Origin of the sequence: Microbispora cellulosiformans (assembly GCF_008728085.1) — a bacterium.
GTDB lineage: Bacteria > Actinomycetota > Actinomycetes > Streptosporangiales > Streptosporangiaceae > Microbispora > Microbispora amethystogenes.
This window is the reverse complement of record NZ_VYTZ01000002.1, coordinates 282,801-300,792: the sequence shown is the minus strand read 5'-3', so window position 1 is coordinate 300,792 and position 17,992 is coordinate 282,801. Positions and strand designations below refer to the sequence as shown.

Sequence of the window (17,992 nt, the reverse complement as noted above, 5' to 3'; positions counted from 1 at the left end):
TCACTACACCAGAGGGCGGCCCGACGGGGTGGCCCGGGAAATCCTGGCCGGGGTCGCCCGGAGCTCCGCTTCCAACTCGGCGACCAGGTGCTGAATCGTCGCCTTCATCCGGCGGCGTCCGTTCAGTTCCTCGCCGAAGGCGCGGGCCGTCGACCCCACCCACACCCGGTGCCCTCCGAACAGCGCACAGACCTGGTCGAGTGACGTCTCCATGATCCCGGCGTGCTCCCGTACCAATGCGAGCATGGTCTTACCGCCCATGCCGTTGGTGATGAACCGCCGGTCGAGGGCGCGCAGGCCTTCGGTGCCTGACTGGGCGCCATGTCATTGGCCAGGTCGTTCCGCTCGTCGAGGTCGTCGAGGGCTTGGAGGTGTTTCTCCGCGGCGGCGAGTTCGAATCCACGTACGTTCCCGAGCGCGGCGAAGACGTCGTCCAGACGCGAGGGGTCCCCGGCCTTCAGCATCGGCGGCACGTTCACCCCGACGAGCCGCCTGGCGAGGTCGCCCATGCCCCGGTCGAAGGGCCTGCGGTCCCGCGTGTCTCCGGCGAAGGCGAGTGCCCGCTATCTCGGCGAGGTGGACACGCGTGGGTGGGGCGAAGCGGAAGTCCGAGGTGCCGGTGACGACGGCGTACGCGAACCGCGCCGCGACGTCGCTGTGCGCCCGTCCCTCTCGTCGTACGCGCCGGACGCGGCGGCGAGGAGGCGTCCGAACGCGTCCGCGGACTCAGCGTTCCCGGACGTACGGCGGTTCAGGTCCCGCAGGAACGCCACGAGGCCAGGCCGCCGGTCGCTCGTCCCGCCCGCGTGGGCGAGCAGCGACATGGCGTCCCGGGGAAGCGGGCTGTCCCCGGTCGCCGGCGCGATCGCGAGCCGTGCCGCCGCCGGGTTCTCGCTCAGCGCCTTGAGGTACGGCGTCAGCGTGGCACCGTTCGACTCGTCGCCGGGCAGGAACATCTGGGTGACCACCACCTCGGCCAGCCACTCGGCAGGCAGGCGCGCGGCGGACAGCAGGTCGCCGATGCTCATGCGGTCCTCGTCCCGGTCGGCTCTGGCGCGCACGGCGGCGGCGACGGCCGCGAACCCGGGGGCCACCGGCCCGCCGCTCACCGCCGAGCCGAACGCCCGGCTCACGGTCCGTACGGCGTCGTCCATGTTCTCCTGCAGGATGTGGCGCAGGCGCCGGGGAGCTCCACCGTGCGGCGCGCACCGATGCCGGCGAAGAAGGCGGCGGTGAACTCGGCGTCGTCGGCGTGGGCGGCCAGCCTCTCGACGATCTCGCGGACCCTCGGCCGCGCCGAGGAGGCTCGTCTCGTCGTACGGGACGAGCGCCGACCCGCGGGCGTGCTCCAAGTCTCTGACGAGACGTTCCATGAGCGCGGGGGTGATGCCGGTGAAGTCCGGCGAGAAGGGGCCGGTGCCCGGTGCTTCCGCTCCCATGTTCGGCCCCCGAGGTCGCGTGGCCGTCGCCGTCGGTCACTCAGCGTCCTTCACCGTACCTCCCATCGTGCCGGGCCGTCCGGGATTGGCGGCGGTGCCGTTGGGTAGCCGTCCAGTAACGGCACAAACAGGATGGTGAGTTCGAAATGGCGAATATCGTCCAGCGCATCCGGGACTACCTGCAGACCCCCAAGGGCCGCGAGAACATGGAGAAGGCCAAGACGATGGCCCGCGATCCCGAGAACCAGCAGCGGCTGCGCCGCCTGATGGACCAGGTGCGCGGGCACCGTACGCCGCGCTGAGCCTTCCGGTCGTACGGCGGAGCGGCGGGGTCGATGAGGGACCAAGGCTGGACATCGGCCCCGAAGTACCGAAAATATGCGGCACAAGGATAGGTTCGCGTATCGGGAAGAGCTGATCGCCGAGATGGAGAAGGCGCCTGCGGCGTACCGGCACCGGCGCGTGGCGCCGGGGCGGTGACCGCCGTGACCAGGCCGGACGCGCGCACCCTGATCGCGCGGGTGCTCGACCCGCACTCGTGGAAATCGTGGGACGGGCCGCCGCTCGACCGGGCCGCGCCGGGGTCGGAGTACGCGGCCGAGCTCGCCCGGGTGCGGGCCAGGACGGGATACGACGAGTCGGTCGTCACCGGGGAGGGAACCCTCGACGGCCGCCGCGTCGCCGTGATGGCCTGCGAGTTCTCCTTCCTGGCCGGTTCGATCGGGGTGGCGGCGGCCGAACGGCTCGTGCGGGCGGTCGAGCGGGCCACCTCCGAACGGCTGCCGCTGCTCGCCGCCCCGGCCAGCGGCGGCACCCGGATGCAGGAGGGCGCCCTGGCCTTCACCCAGATGGTGAAGATCACCGCCGCGGTCGGCGCGCACCGCGCCGCGGGGCTGCCGTACGTCGTCTACCTGCGCCATCCGACCACGGGCGGGGTGTTCGCGTCGTGGGGCTCGCTCGGGCACGTGACCGCCGCCGAGCCGGGCGCGCTGATCGGCTTCCTCGGGCCACGGGTGTTCGAGTCGCTGCACGGCTACCCGTTCCCGGAAGGCGTTCAGGTCGCGGAGAACCTCCACGCCCACGGGCTGGTCGACGCCGTGGTCTCGGCCGAGGACGCCCGGGAGATCGCCGTCAGGGCGCTGGCCGTGCTCTGCGCGCCCCGCTCGGGGCTGTCGCCCGGCCCGGAGCCCGAGGAGGCGGCCGAGCCGGTCCCGGCGTGGGAGGCGGTGACCCGCTCCCGGCGCGACGACCGGCCCGGCATCCGCGAACTGCTGAAACACGGGGCGCGTGACGTCACCCCGCTGCACGGCACCGGCACCGGCGAGCGCGACCCCGGACTGCTGCTCGCGCTGGCCAGGTTCGGCACGGCGCCCGCCGTCGTCCTCGGCCAGGACCGGCGGCGGCGCGGCGGCAGCGGGCTCGGCCCCGCCGGTCTGCGGGTGGCCCGGCGCGGCATGCGCCTGGCCAGCGAACTGGGCCTTCCCCTGGTCACGGTCGTCGACACGGCCGGAGCGGCGCTGTCGAGGGCGGCCGAGGAGGGCGGCCTCGCCGCCGAGATCGCCCGCTGCCTGGCCGACCTCGTCATGCTCGACGCGCCGACCGTGTGCCTGCTGCTGGGGGAGGGCGCCGGCGGCGCGGCGCTGGCCCTGCTCCCGGCCGACCGGGTCGTCTGCGCGCAGCACGCCTGGCTGTCCCCGCTTCCGCCCGAAGGCGCGTCGGCGCTGCTGTACCGGACCGTCGACTTCGCCCCCGAGATCGCCGCGGCCCAGGGCGTCCGCGCCACCGACCTGCGGCGGAACGGGATCGTCGACCGGGTGGTCCCGGAACGTCCCGACGCGGCGTACGAGCCGGAGGCGTTCTGCGGCCGGGTCGCCGGGACGCTGGAGCACGAGATCGCCGGCCTGCTCGCCCGCCCGGCGGACGAGCGGACGGCCGCCCGGTCCGCCCGCTACCGCGCCCTCGGCCTCTGACCGGCTGCTATCCGGAAGGCGGCGTCACCGGTCGCCCGGCTCCTGGCCGTCCGGCCTATCAGGACCGAGCGGCACGGGCACCCGTTCCACCCGGACGGCGTGCACCTCGTCGCGGGGCACCACCACCTCGTACGCGCCGTGGTCCACCAGCCAGTAGCCGAGCGTCTCGGCCTTGAGGCCGTTGTGGCCGGTGTAGGCGATGTGGAGGCCGCCCTCCCCGCCGTCGCCTCCGTCGTCCTCGTCCAGCACCAGGCAGGGCTCCCCGCCGAACGCCCCGACCGTGCGCAGCAGGGTGAGCCGGTCCAGCGCGGACCGGTCCACCCGCAGCCGCCAGTAGCCGCCGGCGGCGGTGAAGCCCTCCTGCGGGGCCTCGCTGAACAGCACCACGTCGTCGCTGCCCGGCCCGAGCGCCGCCGCGTACTCCCGGTCCCGGTAGAGGGCGACGAACCCCAGGCCGACCGGTTCGCCGCCGTTCGCCGGGCCGGTCACAGAGGCGCTCATCGGGCCGGCCGCCAGGTCAGGCCGTCGTACGCGGCGAAGGGACGCGCGCCGGCCGGCGTGAGGTGCACGATCTCCGCGCCCGCGGGGATCGGCATCGGCATCGTGTGGAACTGCGGCACCACCTGCTCGCGCGAGGCGGTGAACCCGTTCCCCGTGAAGGGCGGTGCATCGCTCCAATCCCCGCCCATGTGCTGGCCGTACGGGACGACGTAGGTGTCGATGTCCCGGGCGTCCCACCGCATGACGTACAACTCGGGCACGTCCGGCGTGAGCTCCGACCCGTCGAAGCCCAGATCGAGGGCTTCGACGAGCGCGGCGGGTGAGGTGAGGCGGTCGCAGTCCTGCACCCGGTAAACGTACCCGGAGATGATCGTGCGCCGGCCTGACAGGTACGGCACGAGCAGCCGCGGCGGAATCACCTTCTGCATCCGCGTCCTGTGTCCCGGCTCGTTCATGGGGGGTAGTTTACGATCTGTTGACACCCAGCCGTCGGTGTTCCAGCGAGGGGACGGTGGCGCGTGCGGTCGCCGTCCAGGCGGGGTCGATCTCCGCGACCAGCACGCCGGGGCCGGGGCCCAGGTCGTGGCGGGCGACGCCCATCGGATCGACGAGCATGCTGCGGCCGACACCGAACCCGTCCGGTATGGCGGGGTTGGGAGCCTGGCCGACGGCGATCGTGCAGGTGGTGTTCTCGATGGCCCTGGCCCTGACGAGGGTCGTCCAGTGGTCCTCCTTGAGCGGCCCCGAGCCCCAGGCGGCGATCACCGCGAACGTGTCCGCGCCCTGGTCGACCAGTGCTCGCGCGAGCTCGGGAAACCGGACGTCGTAGCAGGTGACCAGGCCGATCCTGAGCCCGGCGAGCTCCACGACCACCGGCTCGTCCCCCGGCGCGACCAGGTTCGACTCCTTCGCGCCGAAGGAGTCGAACAGGTGGATCTTCCGGTAGGCCGCGGCGAGCGAGCCGTCCGCCCGCAGGGCGACGGCGGTGTTCCACACCCGGCCGTCCTCGGCGGGTTCGAAGACGCCGGCGATGACGGCGACGCCATGCTCACGCGCGGCCTCGGCGAGGCCGGTGACGAACGGTCCGTCCAGTGGTTCGGCCGTGTGCGTCACGCCGCGCCCGAACCGGGTGAGCGTGGCCTCGGGGAACACGGCGAGGTCCGCTCCCGGCACCCGGGCGAGGGCGTCACGCACGGTCTCGAGGTTGGTCTTCGGGTCGTGGTCGACGGGGATCTGGCACAGCGCTATGCGGGTCACGGCTCCCAGTCTGCCCGGCGGGCGGCTCTCCCCACCAGGTGAGCGTCCGCCAGACCTGCTCCAGCGGGCCGTACCGGTGACCGGCCAGCCACCACCGGCTGAAGGCGGCCTGCGCGGCCAGGGTCACGACGGTGAGCCCCACGACGACGCCGGCGCCGGAACCGCCGGTGGCGGGCGGCGGGAGCACCGCCGCGATCACCAGCGTGCCCGTGACGTAGTTGGTCAGCGCCATCCGTCCCAGGGCCTCGAACAGGGCCGTCCGGCGGGCGAGCAGCAGGAACGCCGTCGCGTAGGCGGCCGCGCCGCTCACCGCCGCCGCCTGGTAGACCCCGCCCCCGGGCGGCGCGTGGTTCCACCACCAGGTCAGCCCGGCCGTGAGCGCCCCCGCCGCCGCGCAGACGGCCGCGAGGACCCACGTCCGGCCCGCGCCTCCCGTGCCGTCCGCCACGCTCGGGGCGGCGGCCAGGCCGAGCAGGAACAGCGCGGTGATCAGCACGTACGGCTCGGAGTCGAGCAGGGAGGCGGCCAGCGTGCCGCAGCCGAGCAGCAGCACCGTCCACCGGGGCAGCAGGCTCGCCGGGAGCAGGACCGCCACCCCCAGCACCGCGTATGGCAGCAGCACCCCGCCGGGATGGACCAGGGTGTGCGCCGCGCCCAGCACGGCCAGCACCGCGAGGCGCCGGAGCAGGACGACCCTGGGGCGGGCCGCGCGCTTTCGCGCCGCGGCGAGGAACAGCGCGAAGGACAGGCCGAACAGGAACGCGAAGATCGGGTAGAAGCGGCTCTGGACGAGGTTCTCCATCACCCAGCCGAAAGGGGACGGGTCGCGCCGCTCCGCCGTCCACTGCCAGGTGTTCACCAGCATGATCCCGCAGACGGCGAACCCGCGCAGCGCGTCGACCCGCCGGATCCTGCCCACCGTCACGCTCCCTGTCACGCCCCCGTCATTCTCGCCGAGAGCCGGGCGGCCAGAGCACCAGCACGCGCATCTCCTGCTCGCGGGCGTGCGCGACGACGTCGGCCGTGCCGCCGAGCCCGCGCGCCGGCAGCCCGTCCCAGACGGCGAACAGTTCGTCCGCCCGTTCGAGCATGAAGACCGCGGCGGCCATGTACGCCGGAGGCTCCGGCCGTTCGAACGGCATCAGGTGCACCTGCCGCGCGAGCGGGAGCAGGTCGTCGTACGCCGTCCGGGCCGCCCGGGGCAGGCTCTCCCGGTATCGGGCGGCGGGCACGACCACGTCCAGGTCGCCACCCACGCGCAGCACCTCCCTGGCGAAGAGCTGGTCGGCCCCCTCAGCCAGGCAGGACAGGCCCACCAGCGGCAGGTCCCGGCCGGCGAGCACGGCCCGCAGGGCGCGGCGCACCCGGTCGGCCGTGTCGCGGGGCAGACCCCGGTGGCCGGTGAACGCGATCCTGACCACTCCGCTCACTCGCTCAGCCGACCCGTACGATCTGGAACCCGGCGCCGGCCAGGATGCGCGGCAGGTTCCGCACGGTGTCGCGATCCTTCTCCTTGGCCGCCTCCGAGATGCCGTCCCAGCCGTCCAGGTCGGGGTGCTTCCTTTTCTCCGGGTCGCGGACCGGGCCGCGGGTCCATCCGTCGGCGACCAGGTCCCGCAGCCACCGCTCGTGCTCCATCATCGCGAGCCGCTCGATCTCGAAGTCCTTGAAGGCGAACCGCAACTCGGGCTCCACGCGGGGAGCGAGGGCGCAGCCGATGCTCGTCAGCTTGCGCCCGATGTCCTCGGCCTGCCGCCGGTTCGCCGCCCGCAGGTGCGACGGCAGGCTCTCCCACGGGACCAGCGAAGGGTTGGTCGCCCGGACGTGGCCTCGCGCGGTGTTCTCCGCCACGTAGCTGTCGTGGATCGCCCGGGCCAGCGTCTCCACCAGGTCCTCCCCGATGAGCCGCGGATCCCCGGCCTCCTCGTTGACCGCGAACACCCGCAGGGCGCCGGAGAGTCCCTCCAGCAGGTGGACGCTCTCGAAGGCCCTGCTGAAGACGCCCGCCTCCTCGACCCGCACCACGAGCGACCCGGGCCCGCAGTTCCACAGGCGCAGCGAGGTGAGCGCGGTCTTGAGCGCGAGGTCCTGTTCTTCGTGGCACACGAACACCCGCTGCGGCGGCTCGGACGGCAGCAGCTCCCCGAACGGCAGGTTTCCGAACGGGAAGTCGCCGGGCGGCGCGTCGTGCGTGGTAAGCGCGCACACCTCGGCCACGAACTCGAATCTGCGGCACACGGCCTCGACGGTCCGCGCCGCGTCGGCGTCGATGACCGTCACCGGCAGCGGGCCGGGAGCGGGGACCAGCCGCCGCCTGCGCGCCATCTCGACCAGCAGGCTGCGGCCGAAGGCGTCCAGGCCGATGATGACAACCGGCCGTTCGTTCACGATCGGGTGCCGGTCCAGGAGCACCCGGGCGGCGAGCTCGTCCAGGTTGAAGAAGTCGAGGCGCAGCAGGGGCCGGCCGGGAAGACTCAGCCGGCGGGCCCGCAGGGCGGCGCACAAATCGGGATCGGTGATCAGGGCGTACGCCGACAACGGATGCCTGCCACCGGGCCGGGCCACGCCGTGCGCCGCCAGGGCGATCGCCGTGTTGGCCGAGCTGTCCGGCTCGCAGGCGTACAGGACGGAGGCCCGCTGGATGCCGGCGGCACGGAGAGCGGCCGGGCTGCGCGCGTCGCCCCTGACGTAGAGCGCCTTGCGGTCGCCGACGGCCGCCACCGGAGCCGAACCGATCATCACGATCCGCGTGCTCGTCCCGCGCAGCCGCTCCACCAGGGCCAGAGCCGCCGATCCGGAACCGCACACGACCACGTGATCCTTCGACCTGCGCGCCCGGAACCGGCGGAGCTCCGAGGCGAAGAGCAGACGAGCGCCGTCCACCAGTGTGTAGACCGTCACGCCGGGTGCGGCGAACCGGGCGAACTCCAGCGCGGCCGGCAGCGGTCTCGGGTCGTCGAGCGGCGCGGAGTCGAACACGAACAACTGCAGGTCCCAATACAACAGGTCGAGGGGCGCCGACGGCAGCCCCAAGGTTTTCGCATATGTGTGAAGGCCGAAATATCCGGTCACCAATGCGACCACCGCGAGCCCCGCGAATATCGCACGCACCACATAGCTAGCGGGAAAGGTCATAAACACTCTTCCTTCGCTGGGCGGCACGTGCCCTTTCGAAAATAACCCGCCGCCAGGGGGCGCTCCAGGGTCGTACGGCGAAATGTGTTGCCGTTCCGAGTCCGCCGGGCTCTTTCGCGTCACGTCCGTTCGATGGATGCTGGATTCGAGATCCATCGACGATCGCCACGGGAGGGCCGGGCGTTGACGGACGGGGTGTGGTCGGCCGACGGGGAACGGCGCCTCGCGGTCGCGCAGCGAGGGAAGATCCACGGGGGAAGACCGGTGTTCCTGCTCCACGGGACGCCGGGCAGCCGGATCGGCCCCCTTCCACGGGAGGGCCTGCTCTACCGGCTCGGCGTGCGGCTCATCACCTACGACCGGCCGGGGTACGGCGACTCCGACCGCCATGAGGGCCGCAGCGTGGGAGACGTCGCCGCGGACGTGGCCGTCATCGCGGACCACTTCGGCCTCGACCGCTTCGCGGTGGTGGGCCGCTCGGGTGGCGGGCCGCACGCGCTCGCCTGCGCCGCCCTGATTCCCCACCGGGTGACCCGGGCCGCGGTCCTCGTCGGGCTCGCCCCCCAGGAGGCGGAGGGGCTCGACTGGTTCGACGGCATGACGGAGGGCAACGTCACGGAGTACATGACCGCCCTGCAGGGGCGGGCGCGGCTCGCGGCGCGGCTTGTCCCGACCGCGGCCGAGATCCGCGAGGACCCGGTCCGGCTGGTGAACTCCCTGTACGACGAGCTGACGGAGCCGGACCGGAACGTGATCGCGGACGCGGGCCTCCGGACGATGCTGGTTCAGACCTACGCGGAGGCCGTGCGGACCTCCGCGCACGGCTGGATCGACGACGCGATGGCCTTCTGCTCGCCGTGGGGGTTCGACCCCGCCGACATCAGGGTGCCCACCCTCCTGTGGCACGGCGAGGACGACGTGTTCTCGCCGGTCAGCCACTCCCGCTGGCTGGCCGGCCGGATACCGACCGCGACGGTGCGCATCCAGCGGGGCGCGGCGCACTTCCACGCCTTCCACGTGCTGCCCGACCTGCTGGGCTGGCTGACCAGGGACGGCCGGGCGGCCTGATCACGGCGCGGCCGGGCCGGTCACCAGGGGAGAGGCTCCAGCTCACGGTCGACGCGGCGCCAGTTCAGGACCGCCTCGATGACCGGATGCGTCTCCCCGAGAATCCGGCGGAGCTGCACGAGCAGGGGCTCACGTAGCACCCGCGCCTCGTCGGTCCGCCTCAGGTCGCGGAGGGTGACGGCCAGGTCGGCCTCGCAGATCAGCGTCGTGGGGTGATGGGGGCCGAGAACCGCGCGCAGCCGGTCGAGGGTGTCCCGCTGCAGCTTCTCCGCCTCGGCGTAGTCCTGCAGTTCTCCCAGGGTGTTGGCGACGTTGACGGCGCAGGCCAGGGAGAAGGGGTGGTCGGGCCCGACCTTGCGCCGCAGCGACCTCAGCGTCCGGATGCCCAGCGTACGGCTCTCGGCCGGATCCCCCAGATGCCTGAGGTACACCGTGATGTTGTTGGCCGCGATCAGCGTGTACGGGTTGTCCGCGCCCAGCGTGTCCTGGTAGCTCGCCCTGACCTCCGAGGCGAGTTCGAGCGCCCCCCGCCTCTCGCCCGCCGCCATGAGGTCGCAGGCGAGGTTCAGCTTGCAGGCGACGGTGTCGGGAGAGTTGGGGCCGAACCGCTGGAGATAGCGCTCGTAGGTCGCCTCGATGAGCTGCCGCGCCTCCGCCAGATGCCCGGCCTCGCGCAGGGAGATGGCGAGGCTGCGTGCCGTGTGGAGCGTGTCGGGCAGGTCGGGGCCCGGCACCTCGGCGTAGGTGTTCAGCGTCTCGCGCAGCAGGTCCGCCGATTTCGCGAACTCGCCGCCTTCGCGCATGTCGAGGCCCAGGTTCGTCTCGGACAGGAGCGTGAAGGGATGGGCCGGGCCGAGCACCTCACGGCGTTTGTCCGCGGTCTCCTGGTCGAGCTGACGAGCGGCGGTGAAGTCGCCGACGTGCCGCAGGGCGACGGCCAGGTTGTTGGCCGCCATGAGGACGCGCGGATGGTCGTCGAAGAAGAGTTCCTTGGTGCGCTCGTAGGTCTCCTGCTCCATCCGCAGCGACTCGGTCAGCTCGCCCAGGGCGCGCAGGTCCGCGGCGAGGCTTCCGGCCGTCTGCAGCGTGTGGGGGTGCGGGTCGGACAGAACCCGGCGCTGGTCGTCCAGAACGGCCCGGTTGAGCTCGCACGACTCGCGGTACCTGCCCTGGGAACGCAGCACGTTGCCCATGTGGAACCGCAGATACAACGTCTGCCGGTCGTAGTCGCCGAGCTTCCTGATCCAGAGCGCCTCCAGGCGGCGGCCGAGTTCGAGCGCCCGGTCGAACTCGCCCCGCCGCCACAGGTACCGCACGCGGTCGATCAGCAGCTGCCGGGTCTCCTCCTCGTCGCAGTCCTCCGCTTGGGAGGGGGCGAGATGCGGCCAGATCTCGTCGTACCGCGGCCAGTTGCCGGGGTCGTCGGTGTCGCCCTCGCGCGGCCGGGCGCCGAGGAGGATGCGGTGCACCTCGTGGACGGTCCGCTCGCGCTCGTCGGCGTCCATCTGGTCGCTCAGCACGGCCTGCACGAGCCGGTGCACCTGCACCGAGTTGTTGCGCTGGTCGACCTTGGCGAGGGCGAACCTGTTCAGCTCGCGCACCAGCCGCCCGATCATGATCTTCTCGCGCAGCGAGTCGTCGTACGGAACCAGGCAGCGCACGGTCTCGTCGCCGTACAGCATCGACAGCGACACCGGTTCGGCGGCGAAGAAGGCCAGCAGCTGGAGCAGCCGGACCGCCGCGGGCGACTTCTCCCGCAGCCGCTGGAAGGAGACGTTCCAGGTGGCGGCGACCGGGGTCGGGTAGGTCGGGGAGTCGCCCAGCGCGAGCGTCCTGACCGGCTGCTTGAAGAGCTTGTCGACGTACTCGTCGACGCTCATGCCAGTCTCCTGCAGCCAGGCTCCGGCCTGCTCGATGGCGAGCGGCAGGTCGCCCAGCGCGGCGGCCACCCGGTCGGCGTCGCCGTCGCTGAGATCGGCCACCCGGCGGCGCAGGTGCTCCAGGCTCTCCTCCCGGGTGAAGACGTCGATCTCCAGCGGCTTGGCGATCAGGGACCAGGTCTGGCTCCGCGACGTGATCAGCACGTGACCGCCGCCACCCGGGAGGTAGGTCTGCACGTCCTCCGCGTTGTTGGCGTTGTCGAAGATCAGCAGCCAGCGGGCGTACGGCTCGCCGCGGCGCAGGGCGTCCTTCGCCGCCAGCGCCGCCTCCGCCACGTTGTCGCCGGTCCTGATGCCCAGCCGGTCGGCCAGATCGGCCATCGAGCCGTTCAGCAGTTCCGGCTGCTCGGCCGACACCCACCACACGACGTCGTAGTCGCTCATGAAACGGTGGGCGTACTCGATGGCCAGTTGCGTCTTGCCCACGCCCCCGAGACCGAACAGGGCCTGGGTGCGGCCCTCCTGCACCTGGGTCACCACCGCCTGGCTGCCGCCGACGAGCTGGTCCCGCAGCCTCTCCAGGACCTCGCCCCGGCCCGTGAAGGCGGCGTTCCTCGTCGGCAGGTTCAGGATGGCCGGCTGTGTGCCGGGATACCGCGGCGTTCCCCCCTGCGCGGCGGCCTCGGCCCCCGCCGGGCGGTCGAGAGCGCGCAGCAGCGCGCCGGCCGCGTGCTGCTCGTCGAGCCGGAACAGGTCCAGCGCGGGCGGCTCGGCGTACGACGGCGGGACCCGGACGTCAGACACCCGGACGGGGAGGAGACCGAGGGACAGCGCGGCGGGCCCCTCGGCGGCCTGCCAGGTCTCCCGCGCCCGGCTCGAGCGCAGGTACGCCGGCGACAGCAGCGCGACCGTGCGGGCGGCGGGATCCGGGGCGCGCCCCTGGCCGCCGCCGTCGCTGTCGCGGTCGCCCCCCTGCGTACGGACCCGCATGCCCGCCTGGGTCAGCACGGCGGTGATCCACTCCGCCCACAGCCGGTCCTCCGGGACGTAGCTCAGGGAGACCTCGTTCGACAGCGACGGCCGGCGGCGCACGAACCGCTCCCGGTAGCTCAGCCTGACGTCCTCGTCCAGAGGGGAGAAGGACGAGACGCGGCCCGCGGTGATGACGCTCGTGAGCCGCTCGTAGGCGGCCAGCAGCGAGCCGGGGGAGCCGGGCGCGTCGCCGAAGGTCGCCAGGGTCTCCTCGTAGGCGTAGAACGGCTTGTAGGGAATCTCGACGGCGCCCCAGTAGGTGCCGGCGTGCTCGTGGGCGACGCCGCTGGGGAACCCCTCGAACTGGCTCCGGGCGAACGCCCGGCCCGCGTCGAGCTTCTCCTTCTCCGCGTCGTCGACCCGCATCGGGATCGGCAGGATTCTGATGTGGCGGTCCGGGAAGCGTTCGGCGATCTCCGCCGCGACCCGGGCGGCCCCCTCGATGCTCTGGTCGCTGAGCGTGAAACACGTCACCACGGTGTCGGGGAAGTGGACCGTGCAGATGTCGGCGATGTCGCTCAGGCCGGTGCGGCTGTCGATGAGCACGTAGTCGTAGCCGCGTCGCATGTCCACCCGCAGCGCGTCGAGGAACTGCCCTCCGCCCAGCCGCTCGTAGAAGTTGTCCCAGTCGAAGGTGGACACCAGCGAGGAGTAGTCGCGGTTCTGCCGCCCGGCCGGGAGGAAGTCGAGGGAGCCGCCGTCGGGGAAGTGGGGCCACTCGACCGACACGACGTGCCGCCCCACGCTGGCGTACCGGGTGTGCCAGTCGGCGGGACGCGGGTCGGGACGGGTCGCCGCCCAGGCGAAATCCTTGATCAGGTCGATCACGCCGGCCGTGCCGCTGATCATCCCCCCGTCCAGGAAGGGCCGGAAGAACTTGTGCAGGCCGGGAGACTCCAGGTCCCAGTCCACGACCAGCACGCGGTGGCCGTTGGAGGCGAGGATCCAGGCCGTGTTGGCCAGCGCCATCGTCCTGCCCGTCCCTCCCTTGTAGGAGTAGAAGGTGACGATGTGCCCGTTCCGGAAATCGCTCACTGCCTCCCCTTCCTTCCTGGTGGGTCGTCGGGCCCGGGGTCGTCCGTCGTGAGCGGCCACAGCCGGGGGCGGTCGCTGCCGGGCACCTGCGGCGGGAACACCCGTCCGTGCCGCAGGTAGGAGTTGCCCGCGGCCTCCACCACCGGCCTCAGCGCCGTCTCGAAGCCGGCCACGGTCGAGGTGTCGCTCACCGCCCGGCGCGCGGCCGGCCGGCCCTGCGCCAGCTTCGCGGGCAACAGAGCGCGCAGGGCGGCGCGCAGCGCCGGGGCATTCTGGCCGGTCTCCGCGTCGGTGCCGCTCCACGGGACGACCACGCCCACCCAGGGCTTGTCGGCCTGGTCGAACGCCTCGAGTAACGGGCGGAACCGCGGGTCGAGCACCGTCCACACGTCCAGCAGCACGATGGCGGGACAGTTGGGCGCCCCGGCGCCCAGCAGTTCGTCGCGGTGATGCTCGAAGGTGCCGATCTCGGGTTCGAAGCCCAGGTGCCGTACGACGTCGGCGGCGATCCGCGCGACGGGGCGCGGGTCCTCGGGCTGGTAGGGGTTCCAGTCGCACGGAGAGGATCCGTAGAACCGCGCGTCCCGGGGCGCCGTACGAGTGGCCGTCGTGTGGGAGAGGACGGTTATCAGGAAACGGCGTTCCTCGTCGCGGGTGAAGGCGCTCTTTATGCTGCCGTAGTCGCAGGGCGCCATCGGCGGGAGCCGTACTCCCTCGGCCACCTCGATGACGCGCCGCGCCAGCGCGTGAACGGCGGACCGGTAATGGTCGCGGTATCTGCTGATCTTCATCAGGCCGTAGAGGCCGCGTTCCAGATAGTGCGTTCCGAGATCCGGATGGGTGAATTGAATGGATCTTGCCATATCCGGCAGTTCGAAGTCCGGAACCGGCACCCAGAAGGCGGGAACGATCACTTCCGGAATGTGCCTCCGCCCGTCCAGGTGCAGCCGTCTGCGCAGGTCGAATGCGGCCCATTCTTTGCCGCACTGCTCACTCTGGAAGTAGCGCCGCGAGTAGAGGGGAAGGAAGACCCGGCAGGTGGCCAGCTCCGTGGCCAGGCGGTTCTCCCACTCGACGCCCGGCGGCATGTCCATGTCCATGAAACCGGCGGCGCTCGCGGGCAGAAACGTGTGCTCCAGAATCTCGCGGCGCAGGTCCTTGTAGAGCTTTTCCACCAGGAGGTTGGGGTTCTCGTCGTCCTGGGTGCGGGGCGTGCGCGCGTAGCTGAGGAAGAAATAGGGCAGATGGCCTTCGGTATGCGAGGTGCCGGCCACCGCACCTCCTCGACGTCGCCGGTTCCTCCACTATAGGCCGCGGCCCCGGCGCCGAGAGGAATTCCGTGTTATTCCCTGGTGCCCCCGCGTCTTTCGGCGAGCCAGTTCTGGGCGAAGGCCACGGCCGCGGGAAGTGGGAAGAACCTGCTGTCGGCATTTCCGACGCGACCCAGGTTGACCTTTTCGGTCAACTCCATTGCGGCGCCGCACTCCCCGAAGTCGCTGTCGTCCAGCACGACATCCGTGTAACGAATCCAGGTGCGCTGCCCGTCGACCTTCATCGCGCACCCGTACTGGGCTCTCGGAGGGTCCGGCGTGTACCGGTATTCGGCCAGATGGAAAGCGGTGCATTTGTCATAGCTCACGCCGAGGAGCAGCACCATCGCGCCCCTCCGCTCGAGCTCGCGCAGAGGGGACCGCTCGCCCAGATGATCGTTGTGCGGATGCCCCGCCATGAGTCGGCGGGCGGCGGGCCCGACGGCGGCGAAGGACGTCTGCGGATGGCCGCTGCGCACCGCCCTCCTCCGCGTCCGCACATACTCCGAGAGCACCCCGCACTCAGCCGAGGAACTCTTCTCCGGGTCGAAGGCGGGTATCCGCTCGCGGTACGCCTCTTTCTCCTTGGCCGTCATGTGCCGGGTCGCCCGGTGAAAGGATTTGGAAGTGTCGGAGTTGCCCGGCGTGTAGGCCGGCACGACGAGCGTTCCCCGGCGGCCGAGCACATCGCGCAGCGCGTCGTAGAGCGTGGCGACGCCTCCGGCTATCTCGCCCACACTGCGCAGCGACGCGTGGACCAGAACGATCTGCCCGCGCCGCAGCCCCAGCAGGCGCAGGCCCTCCGCCAGGGTGGCCCGGCCGAGCGCGCCGTCCTCCAGCACGCGCGGCGGAGCCGGCCGCCGACGGCAGGTGAGGACACCGGCCGTCGTCAGGCTGAGGTGGACGAAGTGGGCGAGGAGCGCGGTCAGGGCCAGCCGGACGCCCACCATCGCGTTATCTCCGTCCGGCCGTGGCGGCCCGAGCGTTCCGGTCGGCGGCCGCGTCGGCGAGCCGTACGGCGAACCGCCGTCCGGGCGCCGGGAGCGCTCCGTCGGCGATCCGTCCGATCGCCGAAGCCAGCCGATCCTGTTCCGCCTGAGTGAGGGAGTCCGCGACGGCGAGGAGCCCGTACGCGTCGGTCAGCAGCCGCTCCCGGTCGGCGTCGCCGCCGGTGAGGTCGAGCAGGTCGAGCAGCGCGCCGATCTGGGCCCGGTGGAAGTGCTCCACGAGCAGCCGGGCCGCCGTGCCCGGGTCGGTGACCGGCGGAAGAGCGAGGGCGCCGTACGCCGCGCGGCTCGACGCGCCCGCCGTCGTGTCCGCCAGAGGCGTCAGGACACGCAGACACGCGCGCATGGCGGCCCGCTGGTCCGCGGGCAGGGAGGCGAGCGCCGCACCGGCGACCTCGCTCCAGGCGGCGGCGGCCTCGTCGGTCAGCCGGTCCCCGACGGGCGGGCCGTAGCAGTCACGGTACGGGTCGACGTCGTCCAGCAGCAGGCGGAGCCCGGCGACCTCGATCGGGCGGACCGGTTCCCAGAGCGGGCTGTCCTCCGACAGCCACCGGCCGTCCACCCGCACCGCGAACGACCGGTCGTGGACCTCTACCTCCGCGTGCTCCTGCCCGCCGGTGCGCATCCGCCCGAGCCCGGGAAGATGGACGAGGTTCCCGACGGCCGGCACCGCGACCTTCACCGCCAGACCGGTCCGTACGGCGGCGACCACGGCGACGGCCGCGAGATGACCGGCGTCGGCGGCGGTGAGCACCGGGCCGGTGGCGACGCAGCGGACGGCCCAGGCGCGGACGTAGGGATGGCTCAGCAGGTCGTCCACCGCGGCGCGGCTCGCCCGCTCGGCGTCCACGAGGATCGACCAGGACCGGCGATCGGCGATGACCGCCGCCGCCCTGCGCACCGCCTGCCGGGCTCTGCTGAGCTGCGGAGCGCTCAGATGAGCGATGTCGGCCGACGAGGGACTTCCCGAGGCCAGGGCGTCCAGCGTGGCGACAGGCAGTTCGTGGACCGGAGCCGCGGACGTCCGCTGCTCCGCGGCGGTCAGATGGGAGATCAACGTGAACAGGTCCGCGCAGTAGACCGAGGGGTTGGCGAAACCGGAGCCGGTCCGGTGGCGATGGGCGTAGAGACCGCCGCCGCAGTCGCGTACCAGCGGGCACCGGCGGCATTCCCCGGCCAGTGAAGCGAGCCCGCTCTGCCGGGCGGCGAAGCCCGGATGCCGCGCGGCCTCGCTCAGCGAGTGCCGGGCGGCGTCGAGCCCGGTCTCCGGGGCGCCGTCGTAGGCCGTCTTGAGAGAGTCGGCCTGCTCGTAGGTGCCGTCGGTCTCCACGACCACCAGATCCGACGGCCGCGTTCCGAGGGACTCGCTCTGGCTCTCCCCGCCCAGGGCGGTGAGGATGATCGAGTCGAACATCCGGACCTGCATCGGCCTGCCGTCCGCCCGCCATCGGTCGTGCACGGTGATCAGCCAGTCCGCGTAGGCGGTGTCCCGGCCGGCGGGCCGCAGCGGCGGGTGGTCCCAGGTGGCGTGCGGAAGCAGGAAGTCGACGCGCGGAGGACGCAGCGCGACGAGCGCCTCGTAGACCGCGACGGGATCGTTGCGGACGTCGACCGTGCACAGCAGTCCGGCGTAGAGATGCGGGTAGTCGTCCCGCAGCAGGCTGATCGCCCGGATGACCTGGTCGTAGCTGCTACGGCCGTTCGCGTAGAGGCGGTGCAGGTCGTTGGCCGCCCTGTCGCCGTCGATCGAGACGCCGACCCTGATGTTCTCCTCCGTGAACATGTCGCAGAAGGCGCGTGACAGCATGACGCCGTTGGTGTGGATATGGAGGTCGAGGGCGCAGACGCCCTCGGCCGCACGCCGAAGCGCGCGGGCGAAACGACGTAGGCGGTCGACTCCGGCGAGGAGGGGTTCGCCTCCGTGGAAGACGACGTGTACGGCTTCCAGGCGGTGCTCGTCGGCGTGCTCAGCGATCCGATTCGCCACCCGGATGGCGGTTTCGTCGGACATCACCACCGGCCGTCCCCGCCAACTGGTGTCGGCGTGCTCGTAGACGTAGCAGTGATCGCAGGCGAGGTCGCATCGGCTCGCGACCTTCACCACGAACTGCCGGAACGGCGCGATGGGCGGCTGCATTGCGCGGTTTCGCTATCCGATCGCCGAATTGAAAGACAGATTGCTCACTCCGGGCCGGTAGCCGTCCGGCAGCTCCTCCAGAGACTGGCTCGATGAATCCACGACCGAGGTTTGAACTCTTGGCTCGTTCGGCATAGTGACACCTAACTGTGGAAATAGGATGGGTTGTCGCGAGTCCCGCGGCCGCAGGTGGCACGCTCCAGGTATCCCCCCTAGCCGGG

Annotated in this window: 15 protein-coding genes; 3 read left to right on the top strand and 12 right to left on the bottom strand. The window is 72.0% G+C overall.

The genetic code is table 11. The features are described from left to right. Positions 1–3: 3 nt before the first annotated feature. Both F5972_RS05480 and F5972_RS05475 read right to left on the bottom strand, forming a co-directional pair. The gene (locus F5972_RS05480) at positions 4–261 is read right to left on the bottom strand and encodes a hypothetical protein (RefSeq protein ID WP_150931714.1); all 258 of its coding nucleotides are present in this window, start codon (positions 259–261) and stop codon (positions 4–6) included. Between the two features lie 302 nt (positions 262–563). Further along, the gene (locus F5972_RS05475; protein ID WP_150931713.1) at positions 564–1,154 is read right to left on the bottom strand and encodes a hypothetical protein; all 591 of its coding nucleotides are present in this window, start codon (positions 1,152–1,154) and stop codon (positions 564–566) included. Between the two features lie 431 nt (positions 1,155–1,585). Between F5972_RS05475 and F5972_RS36935 the strand changes: the two genes are divergently transcribed. Both F5972_RS36935 and F5972_RS05470 read left to right on the top strand, forming a co-directional pair. Then, positions 1,586–1,741 carry a hypothetical protein gene (locus F5972_RS36935; protein ID WP_191909961.1) on the top strand — a complete coding sequence of 52 codons (156 nt, stop codon included), beginning with the start codon at positions 1,586–1,588 and terminating at the stop codon, positions 1,739–1,741. A gap of 183 nt (positions 1,742–1,924) precedes the next feature. Then, positions 1,925–3,409 carry a carboxyl transferase domain-containing protein gene (locus F5972_RS05470; RefSeq protein WP_150931711.1) on the top strand — a complete coding sequence of 495 codons (1,485 nt, stop codon included), beginning with the start codon at positions 1,925–1,927 and terminating at the stop codon, positions 3,407–3,409. Positions 3,410–3,433: 24 nt separating this feature from the next. Here F5972_RS05470 and F5972_RS05465 read toward each other — a convergent pair whose 3' ends face one another. Genes F5972_RS05465 through F5972_RS05440 form a run of 6 tightly spaced genes read right to left on the bottom strand, consistent with a single transcriptional unit; the run spans position 3,434 to position 8,200 of the window. Then, complete coding sequence (locus F5972_RS05465) at positions 3,434–3,898, bottom strand: hypothetical protein (protein WP_225311189.1); 465 nt, start codon at positions 3,896–3,898, stop codon at positions 3,434–3,436. 8 nt (positions 3,899–3,906) lie between these two features. Then, on the bottom strand, positions 3,907–4,365 hold the full coding sequence (locus F5972_RS05460) for a hypothetical protein (RefSeq protein ID WP_225311188.1): 459 nt from the start codon (positions 4,363–4,365) through the stop codon (positions 3,907–3,909). A gap of 10 nt (positions 4,366–4,375) precedes the next feature. Next, a complete protein-coding gene (locus F5972_RS05455) occupies positions 4,376–5,167 on the bottom strand; it encodes a carbon-nitrogen hydrolase family protein (protein ID WP_150931706.1) in 792 nt (263 codons plus the stop codon). Next, a complete protein-coding gene (locus F5972_RS05450) occupies positions 5,097–6,086 on the bottom strand; it encodes a DUF418 domain-containing protein (protein WP_225311187.1) in 990 nt (329 codons plus the stop codon). Before F5972_RS05450 ends, F5972_RS05455 begins: the two co-directional genes overlap by 71 nt. Positions 6,087–6,111: 25 nt before the next feature. Then, positions 6,112–6,597, bottom strand: a complete 486-nt coding sequence (locus F5972_RS05445) for a hypothetical protein (RefSeq protein ID WP_318527514.1) — start codon at positions 6,595–6,597, stop codon at positions 6,112–6,114. A 4-nt stretch (positions 6,598–6,601) separates the two neighbouring features. Continuing rightward, positions 6,602–8,200, bottom strand: coding sequence for a RyR domain-containing protein (locus F5972_RS05440; protein ID WP_225311186.1), 1,599 nt, complete (start codon positions 8,198–8,200; stop codon positions 6,602–6,604). A 285-nt stretch (positions 8,201–8,485) separates the two neighbouring features. On the opposite strand from F5972_RS05440, the gene F5972_RS05435 reads away from it, so the two are divergent. Next, positions 8,486–9,370 (top strand): alpha/beta fold hydrolase, encoded by an 885-nt coding sequence (locus F5972_RS05435; protein WP_191909959.1) that lies wholly within the window; start codon positions 8,486–8,488, stop codon positions 9,368–9,370. Positions 9,371–9,390: 20 nt separating this feature from the next. On the opposite strand, the gene fxsT is transcribed toward F5972_RS05435, so the two are convergent. The 4 genes from fxsT to F5972_RS05415 form a co-directional block, all read right to left on the bottom strand. After that, positions 9,391–13,317, bottom strand: a complete 3,927-nt coding sequence (gene fxsT, locus F5972_RS05430; protein ID WP_150931701.1) for an FxSxx-COOH system tetratricopeptide repeat protein — start codon at positions 13,315–13,317, stop codon at positions 9,391–9,393. Beyond that, positions 13,314–14,591, bottom strand: a complete 1,278-nt coding sequence (locus tag F5972_RS05425; RefSeq protein ID WP_150931699.1) for a TIR-like protein FxsC — start codon at positions 14,589–14,591, stop codon at positions 13,314–13,316. The genes fxsT and F5972_RS05425 overlap by 4 nt, the downstream gene beginning before the upstream one ends. Before the next feature lie 68 nt (positions 14,592–14,659). Beyond that, positions 14,660–15,577: an aminoglycoside N(3)-acetyltransferase gene (locus F5972_RS05420; RefSeq protein ID WP_150931697.1), complete on the bottom strand. Its 918-nt coding sequence runs from the start codon at positions 15,575–15,577 to the stop codon at positions 14,660–14,662. A 4-nt stretch (positions 15,578–15,581) separates the two neighbouring features. After that, a complete protein-coding gene (locus tag F5972_RS05415; RefSeq protein WP_150931695.1) occupies positions 15,582–17,771 on the bottom strand; it encodes an FxsB family cyclophane-forming radical SAM/SPASM peptide maturase in 2,190 nt (729 codons plus the stop codon). Positions 17,772–17,992 lie beyond the last annotated feature (221 nt).